This window comes from Aureimonas sp. D3 (assembly GCF_001463805.1).
In the GTDB taxonomy this organism is placed as follows: domain Bacteria; phylum Pseudomonadota; class Alphaproteobacteria; order Rhizobiales; family Rhizobiaceae; genus Aureimonas; species Aureimonas ureilytica_A.
The window spans coordinates 37,547-56,312 of sequence record NZ_BBWM01000057.1 but is presented as its reverse complement, the minus strand read 5'-3'; the positions used below and the strand labels follow the sequence as shown (position 1 = coordinate 56,312).

The following is an 18,766-nucleotide window of genomic DNA, read 5'->3' as shown; positions in this document are numbered from 1 at the left end:
GGAAATCGGACAGCAGCGCGCAGCGGCGTTGCTTGGGGCGCATCTTGGCCGTGGAGGAAGCGATTGCAAGGGTGGCCACGGCATTAAGAAAAGGCTAACCATCTTTGTTCGCCCTTCTTTAGCCAAGCTGGAGCAGTCTACCGCAGCCAGATATGTCGAACGATCGGGTTCGAACGCTGCGCCGAGCCCCCGGCGCCCGCAACGGGATCGCCGGAACCGCAAAACGCATGAAGCTTATCGAACGCTACATCTTCAAGCGCGTCGCCGTTTACAGCGTCGGTTCGCTGGCCGCGCTCGTGATGATCGTCTGGATCGTCCAGGTTCTGCAACGGCTCGACATCGTGCGCACCAGCGCGACAGCCGCCGGCAACATCATCTGGATCGCCCTCATGCTGATGCCGGATCTTGCGGCCGGCGTTATTCCCTTCGCACTTCTGATCGGCGCGATTCAGGCCCTGAACTCGTTGAACGCCGATTCCGAACGCGCGGTGATCGCGGCGGCCGGCGGATCGCGCAAGGTGATCTTCAAGCCGATTCTCTATCTCGCCTTCGGCGCGGCGGCGATCATCGTCATCAATTCCAACTTCATCGGCCCGGCTGCGTCGAGCGCGTTTCAAAACGGCATCCGCGCCATCAATGCCGATGCGATCAGCTTGTTTCTTCAGCCCGGCCGCTTCGAGCGCGTGCAGGACGGGTTGGTGATGAGCATCGACGAGGCGCGCGGCTCGAATGTGCGCGGCCTCTTCCTATCGGATACGCGCGACCCGGCGCTGGATCTGACCTATTTTGCCCGGGAGGCGCAGATCGTGGAGCGCGAGGGTCAGTCCTATCTGGTTCTGGACGATGGTCAGCTGCATCGTCGCAACAACACGAACGGCACGGTTTCGATCATCGAGTTCCAGACCTATGCGTTCGATCTCGCCAATCTGCGGCCTGTCGAAACGGGTGACTGGATCCGCATGTCGGAGCGCTCGACCCGCGAGCTTCTGAACCCCGATCCGAACGATAAGGTGTTCCAGCTGCATCCCAACCAGTTCGTGGAAGAGCTGGCCCAGCGCCGCACCGATTGGCTCTTCCCGATCGCCTTTGCTTTGTGGGCCCTGGTCATCGCCTCCCATCCGCGCACCAACCGTCAAGGACCGGGACCGGCCATGGCGCTGGGGCTGGCCGGCGCGCTGTCCTTGAAGGCGATCGGCTTCGTGTCGCTTTCGCTCATCAGCAAGAATCCGCGCTACGCCGTCGTGATCTATTCCCTCCCCGCCGCCGCGATCCTGTTCGACATCTGGCTTCTCTGGCGGGACGTGAATGTGATCGAGCATCCGATCGTGCGCCGCATCACGGACGGCTTCCGCTGGGTCGGCGCGCAATTGGCGCGCCTTCTCCCCTCGGACCGTTCGACGTCGGGGGCAGGCCGCGCATGACCCGGCGGACGATCAATCTTTATTTTCTGCGGCGCTACGTCGTCAGCTTCATCTCGACGCTGATCGCCGTTTTCGCTCTGACCTATCTCATCGACATGATAGAGGTCAGCCGCCGGGGCGCCTCGCAGGACGTCTCCTTCGCCACGATCGCGACCATCTCGGCGCTTCGGGTTCCGGCTTTCATCGAGCAGGCCTTCCCCTTCATTATCCTGTTCTCGTCGATCTTCACGCTGGTTTCGCTCAACCGCAAACTGGAACTCGTGATCGCGCGCGCCGGCGGCATGTCGGTCTGGCAGATCATCGCGCCCTTCGCCTTCGGGTCCTTTCTGATCGGGGTGCTATCGGTCGGCCTCTACAATCCGATCGCGGCTGCGGCACAGGCGCAGTCGGCGCGGCTGCAAACGGCGACGGCCGGCGTCGTCACACAAAGCAACGACCGCTCGCCTTGGCTACGCCAGACGGGCAAAGGCGTGGAATCGATCATCGGCGCCAAAGCCGTGTCGGATGGCGGCGCGACGCTCGGCGGCGTCACGGCCTTCATCATGCGCCAGGAAGGCGTCGTGTCGGAACGGATCGACGCCGCGCAGGCCCGGCTTGAGAACGGCGAATGGGTGATCGAAGACCCGCTTGTGACCCGCGTTGGCTCACCACCGGTTCGCGAGTCCCGCGTCACCATTCCGACGACACTGCTCCCGGAATTCATCGAACAGCGCCTCGCCAATCCCGATGCGATCTCCATTTGGGAGCTCGGGGGCAAGATCGAGGTGGCGCGGAGCCTCGGCTACAATGCCGATGCGTTCGCCATGCGGTTCAACGCCCTGATCGCGCGTCCCGCCCTGTTCGTGGCCATGACGCTCGTCGCGGCCACCGTGGCTGTGCGTTACACGCGATTGGGACAATCGAGCGGCACGATCGTCGGTGGCGTCGCGGCGGGCTTCGTGCTTTACGTGATAACGTTCCTGGCCCAAGCGCTGGGAAGCAACTCCGTGATTCCGGCTGTCGTGGCAGCCTGGTTCCCGGTCGTGGCGGCGGGTTTGTTCGGGACGACAATCCTGCTCCATCAGGAGGATGGTTAGAATGACAGCGAGGGGGATCTCGCGCCGATGGGGGACGGGTGCTCAGCCCGTTTTCAAGGCTGCTCTCCTGACCGGCGTCGCGCTTTCGGCCATGATGGTCGCAGCCGTCGCCGCCCATGCCCAGACGTCGCTCGGCGACCTTGGCGCTTCGGTTTCGGTACCCGAGGGAACGCAGCTGTTCCTCGAGGCCGATACCGTTACCTATGACAGCGACAAGCAGGTCGTCACCGCCAAGGGCGGGATCCAGATCGACTATGGCGGCTACAAGCTCGTGTCCCGCGACATCGTCTACGATCAGGCGTCGCGTCGCCTCGTTGCGTCCGGCGATGTCGAGCTGGTGGAGCCCTCGGGCAACAAGGTCTACGCCGACTCGATCGATGTGACCGACGATTTCGCCAATGGCTTCATCCAGGCGCTGCGGATCGAGACGCCGGATAACACGCGCTTCGCGGCAGGCCAGGCCGTGCGCCAGAATGGCGACACGACGACATTCGAGCGCGGCGTCTATACCGCCTGCGAGGCCTGTGAAAAGCATCCCGAACGCGCGCCTCTGTGGCAGGTGAAGGCGCGCCGCATCGTGTGGGACCAGAAGAACAAGGTCGTGCGCTATTACGGCGCGCGCTTCGAATTGTTCGGCAAGCCGCTGGCCTACCTCCCCTATTTCGCCTCGCCCGATCCGACGGTGAAGCGCCAGACGGGTCTCTTGCCACCAAGCTTCAAGTCGAACTCCAAGCTCGGCGTCGGGGTGCGCGTTCCCTATTACTTCGCCATCGACGAAAGCTCCGACGCGACGGTCGCGGGCACCTATTTCACGCGTCAGGGATTCCTCGCCGAGGCCGAATATCGCAAGGCGTTCGAAAACGGCTACTTCACGCTTCAGACGGCGGGGATTTCGCAGCTGAACCCCGAGCGGTTCAGCGACTTCCGCTCCGACAACGCGATCACCAATCCGATCAGCGTCGATCGCGATCGGGGCATGATCGGCACGACGGGCCGCTTCGCGCTCAACGAGCAATGGACCTTCGGCTGGGACTTGCTGGCGCAAAGCGATCGCAATTTCAGCCGCGTCTATCAGATCGAGAATTTCAATCAGATCTATCGCACCAACGAAATCTATCTGACGGGTCTGGGTGACCAGAGCTTCTTCGATCTGCGCGGGCAGAGCTTCGACGTTCAGACCGAAAACACGCTGACCGGCAAGGTTCAGCCCTTTGTCCTGCCGTCGCTCGACTATCAATATATCAACGAGAACCCGATACTCGGCGGGCAGTTGGAACTCGATGCCAACTTGACCAATATTCGCCGCGACGCGACGAGCCCCGGCTATCTTCTCCTGTGCGACCCCTCGCGCTTCATCAAAGGCGCCTGCAATGCGTCGCAGGGCTTTCCGTATCGGACGGATGTCTTCCGGCGCAACGTGCTGGAAGGCGACTACAGTCGCGTGACCACCGAGGCGAAGTGGAAGCGGACGCTGACCACGGACGAGGGCCTACAGATCACGCCGTCGGCCAGCCTTCGCGGCGATCTCTACCGCGCCGATATGGAAGCGCAGGGGATCCCGGCCGCAACCAGTTCAAGCCTCGGGCTCGGCGGTATCGACGTCGATGAATCCGGCGCCAGAGGCATGGCGACGGCCGGACTGGACGTGCGCTACCCCTATCTGATCGAAACGGCGACCGCCTCCCACGTCATTACCCCGATCGCCCAATTGCTCGTGCGACCGGATGAAATGAAGTCCGGCCGCCTGCCGAACGAAGACGCGCAGAGCCTGGTCTTCAATGCGGCCAATCTTTTCGAAGCCGACAAGTTTTCGGGCTACGACCGGATCGAAGGCGGCACGCGGGCCAATCTCGGCGTCCAGTATGGCGGCGTCTTCGGCGCGGGCTACGCGATCGACGCCGTGTTCGGTCAGTCCTTTCATTTGGCGGGCGAGAACCCGTTCGCGCAGCCGGACCTCGCGCTGGTCGGATACGAATCGGGACTGGAGTCGGATCGCTCCGACTATGTTTCGTCCATCGTTCTGGCGACGCCTCTGGGGATCAGCCTGGGCGCACAAGGCCGCTTCGATAAGGACGATTTCGAGGTCAAGCGAACCGACCTGATGGGCGGTTTCAGCTACGGAAAGCTGGATACGTCGCTGATGTATTCACAGATCGCCGCTCAGCCGATCTACAGCCTGCCCGTGGATCGGAAACAGGTTACGGCATCGGCGTCCTACAAGATCAACGAGAACTTCAAGACCGTCGGCTCGCTGGCTTACGATATCGAGAACGAGACGTTCATCAGCAAGACATTCGGTGTGGGTTATGCCGACGAATGCTTCAGTCTGTTGGCCGAATACAAAAACACCGACGATCAATATCGACTGACCGAAGCTCGGACGAGCGTCATGCTCACCCTCTCGTTCCGCACCCTTGGAAAGGTCGGATACAGCTATGGACTTGGCTCGACCAATTGATCTGTTAAAAAGACCATGGTTTCGCCAAAGCCGCCTGATAAGCGCGGCGTCGGGCGGCCGATGTTCGGCCGCTCAGGAGCGGGAGATAGGCATACGATGACCGCACGCAAGCTTGCCCGACAGTTCGCCCTCTGCTCGGCTCTGGCAGCCTTTGCAATCGCGGGCGGGCTCAGCGCCGCCCCCGCTCAGGCTGCGTCCGAGATCAAGGTGATCGTCAACAAGCAGGCGATCACGAGCTATCAGATCCAGCAGCGCGCCGCCTTCCTAAAGCTGCGCCGCGCGCCGGGCGGTACGCAGGCCGCCACCGATGAGCTGATCGACGAGGCTCTGAAGACGCAGGAAATGCGTCGGCGCGGCATTCAAATTCCCGATGCGGCCGTGGACGAGGCTTTTGCCCGCTTCGCACGGGACAACAAGCTGACCGAAGCGCAGCTCTCGGAAGTTCTGGCTCGCGCGGGCTTCTCGGCCAAGGGCTTCAAGGACTACATTCGCGTCCAGATGGGTTGGGGTCAGGCCGTCGTCGCCAATGTGCGCCAAACCGAGCGCATCACCGAGCAGGACGCCGTGCAGCGGATGATCCAGCAGGGCGGCAAGAAGCCGACCACGACAGAATATACACTTCAGCAGGTCATTTTCGTCGTGCCGCAGGACAAGCGCGGATCGCAGATGGAGCGCCGTATGAGCGAAGCCAATCTGCTGCGCCAGCGTTTCACGAGCTGCCCCGCCACCTACGACATCGCCAAGGGACTGCGGGACGTCACCGTCCGCGATCTCGGCCGCATTCCGCAGCCCGAATTGCCGCCACGCTGGAAGGACGAGATTGTCAACGCTGCGCGCGGCAAGACAACCAAGGCCCAGCAAACCGAGCGCGGCGTCGAGTTCGTCGCTATCTGCGACAGCCGCTCCGTCTCGGATGACCAAACGGCGGCCATGGTCTTCCAGGCCAACGAAATGGAAGCCATGGGCAAGAAGGAGCCCGACAAGGCTTTTCTGAAGAAGCTGCGCGACAAAGCGGCGATCATCCGTCGATAATCCGGACCCTATGCCAAGCAAAACTGCCGGGCCGGACAGCCCTATCCTCCTTGTCACTGTCGGTGAGCCGTCCGGCGTCGGGCCGGATGTCACCCTGCTCGCCTTCCGCGATCGGGAACTTCTGGATCTTCCCCGGTTCGTGCTTCTGGCCGATCCGCAGATGATCCGCTCGCGCGTGACGCGGCTGGGGATCGATGTCACGGTCCATACCCTGTCGCGCCTGGCAGACATCGCCTCCGTTCCAGCCGAAGAGATGGCGGTGCTGCCGCTCGTCAACAAGCATGTCGACACGCCCGGCGACCTTGATCCGGCCAATGCGGCCGGCACGATCGAGGCCATCGATCGGGCGACGCGCCTCGTTCTGTCGGGAGACGCCGCCGCGATCGTCACAAATCCGATCGATAAAAAGGCGCTCTACGAGGCCGGCTTCGCCCATCCCGGCCATACGGAATATCTGGCCGAACTCTGCGGCACGCTGACCAACACGTCTTTGCAACCAGTGATGCTGCTGACAGGGCCTGAACTCTCCTGCGTCCCCGTCACGATCCATATCCCGTTGGCGGAGGTGCCGGCGGCGCTGTCGACGGATCTGATCGTTTCCACGGCGCGGATCGTAATCAATGATCTGCGCGAGCGCTTCGGTCTCGAGACGCCGCGACTCGCCATTTCCGGCCTTAACCCCCATGCGGGCGAGCGCGGCGCGATCGGCGGCGAAGACGAAGCCGTCATCAGACCCGCCGTTGCGATGCTCCAAACGGAAGGGTTCGATGTGGTCGGCCCCCTACCCGGCGATACGATGTTCCACCCGGAAGCGCGGCGGCGCTACGACGTGGCACTGTGCATGTATCACGATCAGGCCCTGATCCCCGCCAAGACGCTGGCCTTCGACGAGACGGTGAATGTGACGCTGGGACTGCCCATCATTCGCACCTCTCCCGACCACGGAACAGCCGGCGACATCGCAGGCACCGGCACGGCGCGGCCGAACAGTTTCATTGCCGCGCTGCGTTTGGCGGCGCGCATGTCGAAAATCGCCGACGAAACTGATATTGCTATGGAAGCCCCTCAATCGTGACGCTCGCGTTTGACGGTTTGCCGCCGCTGCGCGAGGTTCTCGCCGACCACGGGATCGATCCGCGCAAGGCGCTCGGTCAGAACTTCCTGCTCGACCTCAACCTGACGGGTCGCATCGCGCGCCAAGCCGGGCCGCTGGAAGGGCAGACGGTCATTGAGATCGGTCCCGGCCCGGGCGGCCTGACGCGCGCGCTCCTCGCCCATGGGGCCGGACGTGTCATTGCCATCGAGAAGGACCCGCGTTGTCGCCCGGCCCTGGAGGCCATAGGCGCGCATTATCCCGGCCGCTTCCATCTGGTGGAAGGCGATGCGTTGGAGATCGACCCGACGAGCCTGACGGATGGGCCGTTCAAGATCGTCGCCAACCTGCCCTATAATGTCGGCACACAGCTCCTTTTGAACTGGCTCACGGTTCCGACCTGGCCGCCCCGCTGGCTCGACCTGACCTTGATGTTTCAAAAGGAAGTCGCCGAGCGCATCGTCGCAGGTGCGGACGACGATCATTATGGCCGCTTGGGAGTCCTCGCCGGCTGGCGAACCCAAGCCGAAATTCTGTTCGATGTCTCGCGCGAAGCGTTTACGCCGCCCCCCAAGGTGACCTCGGCCATCGTTCAGCTCACCCCTCGCGCCGAGCCGCTGCCGGTTTCGATGGAGGCTCTAGAACGGGTGACGGCCGCCGCCTTCGGCCAACGCCGCAAGATGCTGCGCCAGAGCCTAAAGCCGGTCGGCGGCGAGGCGCTTCTCTCGCGCGCGGATATCGACCCGACACGGCGGGCCGAAACGCTGGATGTCAGCGAATTCGTTCGTCTGGCGAACGCGCTGTCCTGAACGACCCCTCACGCGAAACGGGCCGTGGTTTAAACCTCAAGCCTCGTGGCCCGCTTCACGGTTGGCTTCTTCCAGAAGACGCGCGGTGAAGTCGAACAGGCCGGGTCGGCGGTCGCGGCGCAGACGCTCCGCGCTGACGATCGAGAGAACCGCCGAGAAGGCACGATCCAGATCGTCATTGATCACGACATATTCGTAGTCGCGCCAGCGCTCGATCTCGACGCAGGCGTTTTTCAGCCGCATCGCGATCGTCTCCTTGGAATCCTCGGCGCGCCGCGTCAGACGCTGTGCCAATTCCTCCATGGAGGGCGGTAGGATGAAGATCGACACGATGTCGGTCTTGGCCTGCTCCTGCAACTGACGCGCGCCCTGCCAGTCGATGTCAAAGAGCATGTCCCGCCCCTCGCGCATCGCCTTTTCGGCGGACGCGCGCGGCGTGCCGTAGAGATTGCCGTGGACCTCGGCCCATTCGAGAAGCGCATCTGTAGAACGAAGCCGCTCGAACTCTTCCACGGTGATAAAATGGTAATGGACGCCATCGATCTCGCTCGGCCGGCGCTTGCGCGTCGTCACGCTGATCGACAGGGAAAATTTCGGATCGAGATCGAGAAGGGTTCGAGCGATCGTCGACTTCCCGGCGCCGGACGGAGAGGAAATAACCAACATCAGACCGCGCCGAGCGATCGAGGGGCTGGTTTCGACATCCAAAAGCGGTTTCATTCGATATTCTGAACCTGTTCGCGAAACTGATCAATGACGACCTTCAGTTGCAGACCGATGGCGGTCAGCGAGGCCGCGTGAGATTTGGAGCAAATCGTATTCGATTCGCGGTTAAATTCCTGCGACAGGAAATCCAGTTTGCGACCAATGGCGCCACCATCCGCCAGAAGCCCGCGCGCGGCAGCGATATGAGTCGTGAGACGGTCGATCTCTTCCCGAATATCGATCTTGGTCGCCATCACGGCAGCTTCCTGATGGAGACGCGCGGTATCCAGCGAGGCGTCTGTGCCGAGAAGGTCCATCACTTGCTGCCGCAGGCGTGCGGCCAGCGCCTCGGGGGCGCGTGAAGGATCCTCGAGCGCTTGCCCCACCAGCGCTTCCATCTCGTTCAGCCGCGCATCGAGAAGCGCGCGAAGCGCTTGGCCTTCCTGCTCCCGCGCCGCTAGCAGGCCGGCGACGGCGGCTTTCAGCCCCTCGAGAATAGCGGGCCCTCGTGCGTCGAACCATTCCGGCCGATGCGTGTCGTCCGTGACCTCGATGACGCCGCGAAGCGCCAGCAAGCCGTCTGCGCTCGGCGGGGTCGCGTGACCTGCGCGCACCAACTCGTCTGAAAGACGGAGGAGTTCGTTCAGAAAGGGTTGGTTGATGCTGAAAGCCGGAAGAGCATTCTCCGGTCGATCCAGAGACAGCGAAATCTGCAGATTGCCGCGCGATAGGGCGCTGGACAGAGTTCGGCGCGCATCCGCTTCGATGCGCTCGAAACCTTGCGGCAGCCGAAGCCGCAATTCCAGCCCCTTCCCGTTGACGGAGCGCAGTTCCCAGACGAAACCCGCGCCATCCGCGAGGCCTTCGAAACGGGCAAAGCCCGTCATGCTTCGGACGGGCATTCGTCAACTCCCGATCTGGAGAGCGGCTGCACCGCGACGGGAAGCGATCATTCCGTCGAAGCGCTCGCGGGCACAGCGCCAGAGCGTCGCTCGATCTCGCGCAGGCGACGCACATTGCCATTGTGCTCGTCCAGCGTCTTCGAAAAGGCATGACCACCCGTGCCATCGGCGACGAAATAGAGATCGTCCGTGTCCAGCGGATGGGCAACCGCCTCCAGTGCCGCGCGGCCGGGATTGGCGATCGGGCCCGGCGGCAGACCCCGAATGACATAGGTGTTGTAAGGCGTGTCGCTGGCGATATGGGACTGACGGATCGGCTCGTCCGATGGCTTACCCGCGCCGCCCCAGATGCCGTAGATGATCGTCGGATCGGATTGCAGGCGCATATTCTTGCGCAGGCGATTCACGAAGACGGACGCGACATGAGGCCGCTCGGAATCGATGCCCGTTTCCTTTTCGACGATCGACGCCAAGGTGACGAACTGCCCAATGTCCTTGACCGGAAGCCCGTCCTGTCGGCCTTTCCAGATTTCCGCGACCAGCTTCGATTGCGCGGCCGACATTTGCGACACGAGCTCGGCGCGGCTGAGACCCCGCGTGAACTTGTAGGTTTCGGGCAGCAGGCTTCCTTCCGGCGCGACCGGCGGCAGGTCGCCCACCAGCGTATCGTCAGCGGCAAGGCGCGCGTAAACCTGAGCCACCGTCCACCCTTCCGGGATGGTCACCGAGTGAAGGATCGCATTACCGGACCGGATCGTATCCATCACGTCGCGCATACTGGCGCCGGGCGCGAAGGCGTATTCACCGGCCTTCAACTGGCTCGCCGCCCGCTCGAAGCGCACGCCATATTCGAAAATGCGCGCATCACTGATGATGCCTTTGCGCTCCAGCCCGCTCGCGATGGTGTCGAGGCCGCCGCCCTTGGGGACGAGATAGGTCGCCTCCTGTTGAAGGGGACCTGCGCCTTCGAATTCGGTCTTGCCCCAATACACGACACCCGCCGCCGCCAGCGCCAGGGCGAGCGCGCCACTGACACAAAAGCTGAGAAAGGCGACGAAGCTGTTGCGCGCAGAGCGGGAGCGGGGTTTGCGGCGGTGGCGCTCCGCCGTGGTCTCGGCCGGAACGGGTTCACGGACAGTCTCGTCTGAACCGATGGTCATGATGTTCCCTTCGAATCGGAACGAGACTGGGCGAGCCGCATCTTTGCCGGCGGCGCGCTGACTCTCGAAATGGTTCGGGCCACGACATCACGCGGCCTCTCGGCATGGATGCCCGAACCACCATCCGAATGTGGCGAAAGCCGGTTCGAACGGCTTGGCCGACTCTAGCCGCGGTAGCGGCGCAGTATGAGAGACGCGTTCGTGCCGCCAAAACCGAAGGAGTTCGACAGCGCGATATCGATCACCTTCTCGCGCTTCACCTTGGGCACGAGGTCGATCGGCGTCTCCACCGACGGATCGTCCAGGTTCAGCGTGGGGGGAGCGACATTGTCGCGAATCGCCAGCGCGCAGAAGATGGCCTCCACCGATCCAGCTGCTCCCAAGAGATGCCCGATCGAGGATTTGGTGGACGACATCAGTTTTCCGGCCGCCGCGTCGCCAAGCATACGCTCGATAGCGCGAAGCTCGATCTCGTCGCCCAGCGGCGTCGAGGTGCCATGAGCGTTGATATAGTCGATTTCAGCCGGCGCGATGCCGGCGCGCTTCAGCGCCATGGACATGCAGCGATAGGCCCCGTCGCCGCTCTCGGCCGGCGCGGTGATATGATAGGCATCGCCCGACATGCCATAGCCGATCACCTCGGCGTAGATGCGCGCACCGCGCGCCAGAGCATGTTCCAACTCTTCGACAACGACGATGCCAGCGCCTTCGCCCATGACGAAGCCGTCTCGACCTTTATCGTAAGGGCGCGACGCGGCGGTCGGGTTGTCGTTGTAGCTCGTCGACAGCGCACGGCAGGCCGAGAAACCCGCGATCGACAAACGACCCACAGGCGATTCCGCGCCGCCCGCAACCATGACGTCGGCATCGCCGAGCATCACCAGTCGGGCCGCATCGCCGATGGCGTGAGCGCCTGTGGAACAGGCGGTCACGACGGAATGGTTCGGCCCGCGCAGTTTGTTGCGGATCGAAACGTGTCCGGACGCCAGATTGATCAGGCTGCCGGGAATGAAGAAGGGGCTGATCCGACGAGGCCCCTTCTCCGCCAGGATCAACGCGTTGCGCTCGATACCCTGGAGACCGCCGATGCCGGAGCCGATCAGCACGCCAGTGGCGCACTGATCTTCGTCCGTTTCGGGATGCCAGTCGGCATCATCCAGCGCTTCGGACGCCGCCGCGACGGCGTACACGATGAAATCGTCAACCTTGCGCTGTTCCTTGGGCTCCATCCAGAGATCTGGATTGAAAGTCCCGTCGCTGCCATCCCCTTTCGGGATCTGGCAGGCGATCTGACAAGGCAGGTCGGACGCTTCGAAGCCCTCGATTCGACCGGCCGCGCTGCGGCCTTCGAGGAGACGCTTCCAAGTGACTTCGACACCGGCGCCAAGCGGGCTGACCATGCCGACGCCGGTAATGACGACTCGTCTCATACGGTACTCACGTGCAGGGCGGACGCGTCCGCCAGAGCGTCAGGCCTGGTTCTTCTCGATGAACTTCACCGCGTCGCCGACCGTGAGGATGGTCTCGGCCGCATCGTCCGGAATCTCGACGCCGAACTCTTCCTCGAACGCCATGACGAGCTCGACCGTGTCGAGGCTGTCGGCGCCGAGATCGTCGATGAAGGAGGCGTTTTCGGTGACCTTCTCCTGCTCGACGCCGAGATGCTCAACGACGATCTTCTTAACCCGTTCAGCGGTATCGCTCATAGTCATTCCTCAGTTGGATTGGCTTCCGTCGCTTCGTTAGACGCCGGAGTCTGGTTAATCAAGCAGCGCAGCCGGGAAGGTCACGCCTAACATGCCGAACGACGGGGGAAAGCCCCACCTCGGCGGCTTAGCACGGCGCCGCCCGCCATCCAAGGCGGGAGACGCCCTGCCAAGGACCTCAGATCATGGCCATGCCACCGTTCACGTGCAGCGTCTGCCCGGTGACATAGGCCGCCTCGTTGGACGCCAGATAGAGCGCGGCGGCCGCGATGTCCTCTCCCGCGCCCATGCGGCGCATCGGGATCGCGCCCATGATCGCGTCCTTCTGCTTGTCGTTCAGCTTGTCGGTCATGGCGCTCTGGATGAAGCCCGGCGCGATGCAGTTGACCGTCACGTTGCGCGAGGCGATTTCCTGGGCCAGCGACTTCGAGAAGCCGATCATGCCCGCCTTGGCCGCGCAGTAATTGGCCTGCCCCGGATTGCCGGTGACGCCGACGATCGAGGTGATGTTGATGATGCGGCCGTAGCGACGGCGCATCATCTGGTGCGTCAGCGCGCGCGTCAGGCGGAACACGGAGGTCAGATCGACCTCGATCACACGGTCCCAATCCTCGTCCGACATGCGAACGAAGAGGCCGTCCTTGGTGATGCCGGCATTGTTGACCAGAATATCGACGCCGCCGAGCGTGGCATCGGCCGCCTCGGCCAAGGCCGTCTGATCCGCGCGCGAGCCGAGATCGGCAGGAAGCACATGCACGCGGTCACCGAGGGAGGCGGCGACCTCCTCCAGCTTCTCGCGGCGGGTGCCGTGCAGGCCGACGGTAGCGCCCGCGCCGTGCAGCGCCTTGGCGATCGCCTCTCCCAGGCCGCCGCTGGCGCCGGTAACGAGAGCCTTGCGGCCGGTCAGATCGAACATAGGAAATCCTCGAATGAAAGGAGCGTCAGGCGAGCTTGGCGAGCGCGGCCTCAATGTCGGCGGGTGCGCCGATCGAGACAGCCGAAAGCCGCTTGTCGATGCGCTTGGCGAGACCGGCCAAGACCTTGCCGTTGCCCACCTCGAACAGGAGATCGACCTCGGCGTCGGCGAGATAGGTCATGCTTTCCCGCCAGCGGACCTGACCCGTCACCTGCTCCACCAGACGCTGGCGAATCTCGTCGGGGTCGGAGATCGCCGACGCAAGGACATTGGCGACGAGCGGCACCCGCGGCGCTTTAATCTCAGCGCTCGACAGGGCTTCGCGCATCCGATCGGCGGCGGGCTGCATCAGCATGGAATGGAAGGGCGCGGACACGGGCAGCGGAATCGCGCGCTTGGCGCCCTTCTCAAGCGACAGCGCCATGCCGCGCTCGACGGCGGCCTTGGTGCCGGAAATCACGATCTGCCCACCGCCATTGTCGTTGGCGATCTGGCAGACGCCGCCCTGGCCGGCCTCGGTGCAGACCTTGGCCAGAGCCGTTTCGTCGAGACCCAGGATCGCCGCCATGGCGCCCTCGCCTGCCGGCACCGCCGCCTGCATCGCCTCACCGCGAATGCGCAGGAGACGCGCGGCATCCGTGACCGAGAGTGAGCCCGCCGCTGCCAGAGCGGAATACTCGCCGAGCGAATGGCCGGCCACGAAGGATGTCTTTTCGCCAAGATCGAAGCCGGAGGCTTCCAACGCGCGCATCGCGGCCACTGAAACGGCCATGAGCGCCGGCTGGGCATTCGCCGTCAGCGTCAGCTTGTCGTCCGGGCCGTTCCAGATTGTGTCGCTCAGACGCTCGCCCAGCGCCTCGTCCACTTCCTCGAAGACGCGCCGGGCTTGCGGGAAGGTGTCCGCGAGGTCGCGGCCCATGCCGACGGTCTGGCTTCCCTGGCCGGGGAACACTAAGGCAAGCGACATCGCCATCCCATTTGACTGTTGAGCTTTGCCGGCTGAATGGGGGCAGGCTTCCAGAGTGTCAAGTTTAGCGCCAAATTTACCGCCCTTCGAAACGCTGCGGTTTCGCGATTCGCATGTCATGGCGCGAGGCACTGATTCGTCCGAGCGCCTTGCCACTTTGCGCAAAACGCTGTATGGGCCGCACCGTATTGTCCGAACCAGCCGGGGGCTGAACGGAAGACGGCTTGCTTTTGCCCGTTGGATGCCTTGCGCATCCGCTTCCCGTGTTCCCGCTCTCGACCGTCTCTAAGAGCGCGCCTTTCCCCATTCGGCCTTTGGCCAACAGGAGAGTCGCAGAGGCTTAGCCGCTGGTTCGACGCAATCGCAACCGAAGGAAAGGCGACAAGATATGGCGCTCTACGAGCACGTATTCCTTGCCCGACAGGACATCAGCGGCCAGCAGGTCGAGGCACTCGTGGAACAGTACCGCGGTGTGATCGAAGCCAATGGCGGCAAGGTCGGCAAGGTCGAGAATTGGGGTCTCAAGACCCTCACCTACCGGATCAAGAAGAACCGGAAGGCCTATTACACGCTCATGAACATCGACGCTCCGGCCGCGGCCGTGGACGAGATGGAGCGTCAGATGCGCCTCAACGAAGACGTGCTGCGCTACCTCACCGTGCGCGTTGAAGCGCATGAGGACGCCCAGTCGGCCATGATGCAGAAGCGCGACGACCGCCCGCGTCGTGGCGACCGCGACGGCGGCGACCGTCCGCCGCGCCGTGACCGCGACGATCGTCCCCGCGAGGATCGCCCGCGTCGTGACCGTACCGATGAGGCCGCATAATGGTTGATGTCGCTCAGCTCCCCACCCGGCGCCCGTTCCATCGCCGCCGCAAGTCCGATCCGTTCGCGGCGAGCGATTCGCCCAAGATCGACTACAAGGACGTGCGTCTCCTGCAGCGCTACATTTCCGAGCGCGGCAAGATCGTTCCTTCGCGCATCACCGCGGTGTCGCAGAAGAACCAGCGCGCCCTGGCTCAGGCCATCAAGCGCGCGCGCTTCCTGGGCCTCCTGCCCTACGTCCTGAAGTAATCGCCTTTCGGGGCGCGGCGTTTATCGCCGCGCTCCTTCCCCAGTCCGGTTCCGTTCGGCGCCTCCGGATCGCGACATGCCAGCCGAGTTGGGGCACGAGCCCCTAACTGCCTCGATGCAGGACAGCGAAATCTTTCGATGAATCCCCAAGCCCTCCTGATCGGACTGCTGGCCGGCCTCGCCTCGGCCCTTCTGTTCGCCGGCCTCGTGACGCAGTCATCGAGCGCGGTCGGGCTGGCCTTCGTCGCGCCCATGCCCATCATGATCGCCAGCCTCGGCTGGGGCAGCGTCGCGGGCTTTGTGGCCGCCCTCGCCGCATTCGGCGCTGTGGCCGGTGCGCTCGGCTCCTTCTATGCGGGCCTCACCATTCTTCTCAGCATCGGCCTGCCCGCCGCGATCCTCGGCCATCTTTGCGGCCTTGCGCGCCCGTCCGACAGCGAGCCTGCAGAAAACGGCAAGCCGCTGGCGCTCCTCTGGTATCCGTTGGAGCGCGTGCTTCTGGCAGCGGCGCTGCTCTCGGCCTTCGGCTGCATCGTCATGGGTTGGCTGATCGGCTACAACCCCGCCGAACTTGCGCCCGAAATCGCCAAGGCCCTGTCCTCGGAAGCGTCCTCGGCCGTTTCGCCCGAGCAGATGGCCGATCTGGGACGGTTCGTCGTCACCGTTATTCCATATATCCAGCCAGCCTTCCTCGTTCTGACGCTGGTCATCTGCCTCTACCTCTCGGCGGCGATCACGCGCCTCAGCGGGCGTCTGCCCCGGCCGAAGGACGATATTCCCGCGCAAGCCGGCCTGCCCCGCATCGCGCTTCCGCTTTTCGCGGGCGCACTGGCGCTCTGCTTCGTGGGCGGCGCAGCCGGGCTTCTGGGCGCGGTCTTCACCGGCGCGCTCGGCTGTGCGCTCACGATGGTCGGGCTGGCCGCCATGCACCGCAAGTCGCGCGGGCGCGCGGCGCGTGGCCTCATGCTCTTCACCGCCTATGCGGCGATCCTGCTTCTGTCGATCCCGCTTCTCGCCTTCCTGGCTCTCGGCCTGTTCGAGACCGCGAAATCGCCGGCCGATGCGGCCGGCACGGACAATCCTCGCTAACCAACAAGGAAAAAGACCATGGACGTCATCCTTCTCGAGCGCATCAACCGTCTCGGCAGCATCGGCGACACCGTTCGCGTCCGCGACGGCTATGCCCGCAACTACCTCCTGCCGACCGGCCGTGCGCTGCGCGCCAACGACGCCAACCGCGCCAAGTTCGAAGCGCAGAAGGCCTCGCTCATCGCCCGCAACGAAGAGCGCCGCACGGAAGCGCAGGGCGTCGCCGGATCGCTCAACGGCAAGAGCTTCGTGATCGTGCGCTCGGCCGGCGAAACCGGCCAGCTCTACGGCTCGGTCTCGGCGCGCGACATCGCCGACCTTCTGAAGGAGCAGGGCTTCGCGGTGAACCGCAACGCGGTCGAGCTGAACCTGCCGATCAAGTCGATCGGCCTGCACTCGGTCAAGATCGCCCTGCACCCGGAAGTCGAAGTTTCGGTTCAGGTCAACGTCGCTCGTTCGCCCGATGAAGCCGAGCGTCAGGCTCGCGGCGAGCAGCTCAACTCCGCCGAGGCCATCTACGGCATCGACGAGGAAGAGCTGGAAGAGAACGAAGACGACGCCGAAGGCGAGACCGAAGAAGAAGCCGCTTAATTTCCGCTTCGAGCCGCGACGGTTTCGTAGCGGTTACCGTTCGACCTTGAAAGGCCGGCCATGCGCCGGCCTTTTTCATGTCGCGTAGGCAGGTGGTTGTGCGGCGAAGCCTTCCCGCCTCACGCGGTCGTCCACAGCTTATCCCCAAAGCGCGCCCAGCTTTTCCCCGAGGCGTCGTCCGGAGGATGGGAATCTTTGCCCCGACCTCTCGCGAAATTGGTTCTGAGTGACGATCTCCTGTAGAAGGGTTCCCTACCCTACGCATGGAGACGAGACGAATGGCGGAAGCCGCGCGCAAATTCGAGGAGGAGCAGCCACTCTATCGGGAGGCCCCCGCGAATATCGAGGCGGAGCAGGCTCTCCTCGGCGCTATCCTGGTCAACAACGATGCCTATTACATCGTTCATGATTTTCTGAAGCCGGAGCATTTCTACGAGCCGATCCACAAGGAGATCTTCTCCAAGGCCGGCTCCATGATCCGCATGGGCAAGATCGCGACGCCGATCACGATCAAGACCTTCCTCGCCGCCAACGACCGCGTCGGCGATATGACCATGGCGCAATATGTCGCCCGCCTCGCAACCGAGGCGACGACGATCATCAATACGAATGATTACGGCCGCGCCATCTACGATCTGGCGATCCGTCGCTCGCTGATCGGCATCGGCGAGGAGATGGTCAACATCGCCTATGACGCGCCGGTCGATGCCGAGCCGCGCAAGCAGATCGAAGAAGCCGAACGCGCGCTCTATCAGCTAGCCGAGACGGGCCGCTACGATGGCGGCTTCCAGTCCTTCGGCGACGCAATGGCGCAGGCTATTGAGATGGCCGGCGCGGCCAAGGATCGCGACGGTGGTCTGTCGGGCATTTCCACCGGCATTCGCGAGATGGATCGCCGCCTCGGCGGCTTGCAGCGCTCGGATCTGATCATCCTGGCGGGGCGCCCGGCCATGGGCAAGACCTCGCTCGTCACCAACATCGCGTTCAACATCGCCTCGGCCTATGAGCCGGCCGAGCAGGCCGACGGCTCGCATAAGGCCAAGAACGGCGGCGTGGTCGCCTTCTTCTCGCTGGAAATGTCGGCCGAGCAGCTGGCGACGCGTATCATTTCCGAGCAGAGCGAGGTGTCCTCCTCCAAGATCCGGCGCGGCAACATCACGGACGCGGAGTATTCCAAGCTCGTCGCCTGCACCGAGATGATGCAGAAGGCTCCGCTCTATATCGACCAGACGGGCGGCATCTCCATCGCCCAGCTCGCCGCCCGCGCCCGCCGCCTCAAGCGCCAGCGCGGCCTCGACGTGATGGTGATCGACTACGTTCAGCTCATGCAGGGTTCGGCCAAGACGGCCGGCAATCGCGTGCAGGAAATCACCGAAATCACCACGGGCCTCAAGGCTCTGGCGAAGGAACTGGAAGTTCCGATCCTGGCGCTGTCCCAGCTCTCGCGTCAGGTCGAGTCGCGCGACGACAAGCGCCCGCAGCTGTCCGATCTTCGTGAATCGGGCTCGATCGAGCAGGACGCGGACGTGGTGCTCTTCGTCTATCGCGACGAATATTACCTGCAGAGCAAGGAGCCCAAACCCGGCACCGACGACCATATGAAGTGGCAGCAGGAGATGAACGAGGCGCGTGGCAAAGCCGAGGTCATCATCGCCAAGCAGCGCCACGGCCCCACTGGCACGGTGCCGCTCGCCTTTCAGGCGGAGTTCACGCGATTCACGGATCTGGCCGAGGAAAGCCACATGCCGGAACGGTTCGAATAAGCAG

The 18,766-nt window shown here is 63.7% G+C and carries 18 protein-coding genes; 11 read left to right on the top strand and 7 right to left on the bottom strand.

Translation table 11 applies throughout. The features are described 5' to 3' along the window. Positions 1–227: 227 nt before the first annotated feature. The 6 genes from AUL36_RS17290 (at position 228) to rsmA (ending at position 7,889) form a co-directional block, all read left to right on the top strand. Positions 228–1,421 (top strand): LptF/LptG family permease, encoded by a 1,194-nt coding sequence (locus AUL36_RS17290; RefSeq protein WP_058636610.1) that lies wholly within the window; start codon positions 228–230, stop codon positions 1,419–1,421. Continuing rightward, positions 1,418–2,497: an LPS export ABC transporter permease LptG gene (gene lptG, locus AUL36_RS17285; protein WP_062222692.1), complete on the top strand. Its 1,080-nt coding sequence runs from the start codon at positions 1,418–1,420 to the stop codon at positions 2,495–2,497. Before AUL36_RS17290 ends, lptG begins: the two co-directional genes overlap by 4 nt. Before the next feature lies 1 nt (position 2,498). Next, positions 2,499–4,955 (top strand): LPS-assembly protein LptD, encoded by a 2,457-nt coding sequence (locus AUL36_RS17280; RefSeq protein ID WP_244497157.1) that lies wholly within the window; start codon positions 2,499–2,501, stop codon positions 4,953–4,955. A gap of 96 nt (positions 4,956–5,051) precedes the next feature. Beyond that, positions 5,052–5,987, top strand: a complete 936-nt coding sequence (locus AUL36_RS17275; RefSeq protein WP_062222690.1) for a SurA N-terminal domain-containing protein — start codon at positions 5,052–5,054, stop codon at positions 5,985–5,987. Positions 5,988–5,997: 10 nt separating this feature from the next. After that, positions 5,998–7,062 carry a 4-hydroxythreonine-4-phosphate dehydrogenase PdxA gene (gene pdxA / locus AUL36_RS17270; protein WP_062222688.1) on the top strand — a complete coding sequence of 355 codons (1,065 nt, stop codon included), beginning with the start codon at positions 5,998–6,000 and terminating at the stop codon, positions 7,060–7,062. Beyond that, the gene (gene rsmA, locus AUL36_RS17265; RefSeq protein WP_062222686.1) at positions 7,059–7,889 is read left to right on the top strand and encodes a 16S rRNA (adenine(1518)-N(6)/adenine(1519)-N(6))-dimethyltransferase RsmA; all 831 of its coding nucleotides are present in this window, start codon (positions 7,059–7,061) and stop codon (positions 7,887–7,889) included. The genes pdxA and rsmA overlap by 4 nt, the downstream gene beginning before the upstream one ends. 36 nt (positions 7,890–7,925) lie before the next feature. Here the strand turns inward: rsmA and gmk are convergent, their stop codons facing one another. The 7 genes from gmk to fabD form a co-directional block, all read right to left on the bottom strand. Beyond that, entirely contained in the window at positions 7,926–8,609 is a 684-nt protein-coding gene (gene gmk / locus AUL36_RS17260; RefSeq protein WP_062222685.1) for a guanylate kinase, read from the bottom strand. Continuing rightward, positions 8,606–9,496 carry a YicC/YloC family endoribonuclease gene (locus AUL36_RS17255; protein WP_062222683.1) on the bottom strand — a complete coding sequence of 297 codons (891 nt, stop codon included), beginning with the start codon at positions 9,494–9,496 and terminating at the stop codon, positions 8,606–8,608. Before AUL36_RS17255 ends, gmk begins: the two co-directional genes overlap by 4 nt. Positions 9,497–9,543: 47 nt before the next feature. Then, positions 9,544–10,656, bottom strand: coding sequence for an endolytic transglycosylase MltG (gene mltG, locus AUL36_RS17250; RefSeq protein WP_062222681.1), 1,113 nt, complete (start codon positions 10,654–10,656; stop codon positions 9,544–9,546). A gap of 164 nt (positions 10,657–10,820) precedes the next feature. Further along, on the bottom strand, positions 10,821–12,086 hold the full coding sequence (gene fabF, locus AUL36_RS17245; RefSeq protein ID WP_058599807.1) for a beta-ketoacyl-ACP synthase II: 1,266 nt from the start codon (positions 12,084–12,086) through the stop codon (positions 10,821–10,823). A 39-nt stretch (positions 12,087–12,125) separates the two neighbouring features. Then, a complete protein-coding gene (locus AUL36_RS17240; RefSeq protein ID WP_026358398.1) occupies positions 12,126–12,362 on the bottom strand; it encodes an acyl carrier protein in 237 nt (78 codons plus the stop codon). A gap of 178 nt (positions 12,363–12,540) precedes the next feature. Beyond that, a complete protein-coding gene (fabG, locus tag AUL36_RS17235) occupies positions 12,541–13,278 on the bottom strand; it encodes a 3-oxoacyl-[acyl-carrier-protein] reductase (RefSeq protein WP_062222679.1) in 738 nt (245 codons plus the stop codon). 25 nt (positions 13,279–13,303) lie between these two features. Next, positions 13,304–14,245: an ACP S-malonyltransferase gene (gene fabD, locus AUL36_RS17230; RefSeq protein ID WP_062222771.1), complete on the bottom strand. Its 942-nt coding sequence runs from the start codon at positions 14,243–14,245 to the stop codon at positions 13,304–13,306. A gap of 388 nt (positions 14,246–14,633) precedes the next feature. Here fabD and rpsF point away from each other — a divergent pair, with 388 nt between their 5' ends. The 5 genes from rpsF (at position 14,634) to AUL36_RS17205 (ending at position 18,762) form a co-directional block, all read left to right on the top strand. Next, positions 14,634–15,071 carry a 30S ribosomal protein S6 gene (gene rpsF / locus AUL36_RS17225; RefSeq protein ID WP_058599809.1) on the top strand — a complete coding sequence of 146 codons (438 nt, stop codon included), beginning with the start codon at positions 14,634–14,636 and terminating at the stop codon, positions 15,069–15,071. Further along, entirely contained in the window at positions 15,071–15,319 is a 249-nt protein-coding gene (rpsR, locus tag AUL36_RS17220) for a 30S ribosomal protein S18 (protein ID WP_019995679.1), read from the top strand. The genes rpsF and rpsR overlap by 1 nt, the downstream gene beginning before the upstream one ends. 138 nt (positions 15,320–15,457) lie before the next feature. Beyond that, the gene (locus AUL36_RS17215; RefSeq protein ID WP_062222676.1) at positions 15,458–16,408 is read left to right on the top strand and encodes a hypothetical protein; all 951 of its coding nucleotides are present in this window, start codon (positions 15,458–15,460) and stop codon (positions 16,406–16,408) included. An 18-nt stretch (positions 16,409–16,426) separates the two neighbouring features. After that, the gene (rplI, locus tag AUL36_RS17210; protein WP_058636599.1) at positions 16,427–16,999 is read left to right on the top strand and encodes a 50S ribosomal protein L9; all 573 of its coding nucleotides are present in this window, start codon (positions 16,427–16,429) and stop codon (positions 16,997–16,999) included. A gap of 278 nt (positions 17,000–17,277) precedes the next feature. After that, positions 17,278–18,762, top strand: coding sequence for a replicative DNA helicase (locus tag AUL36_RS17205; protein ID WP_058599812.1), 1,485 nt, complete (start codon positions 17,278–17,280; stop codon positions 18,760–18,762). The last annotated feature ends 4 nt before the right edge of the window (positions 18,763–18,766 follow it).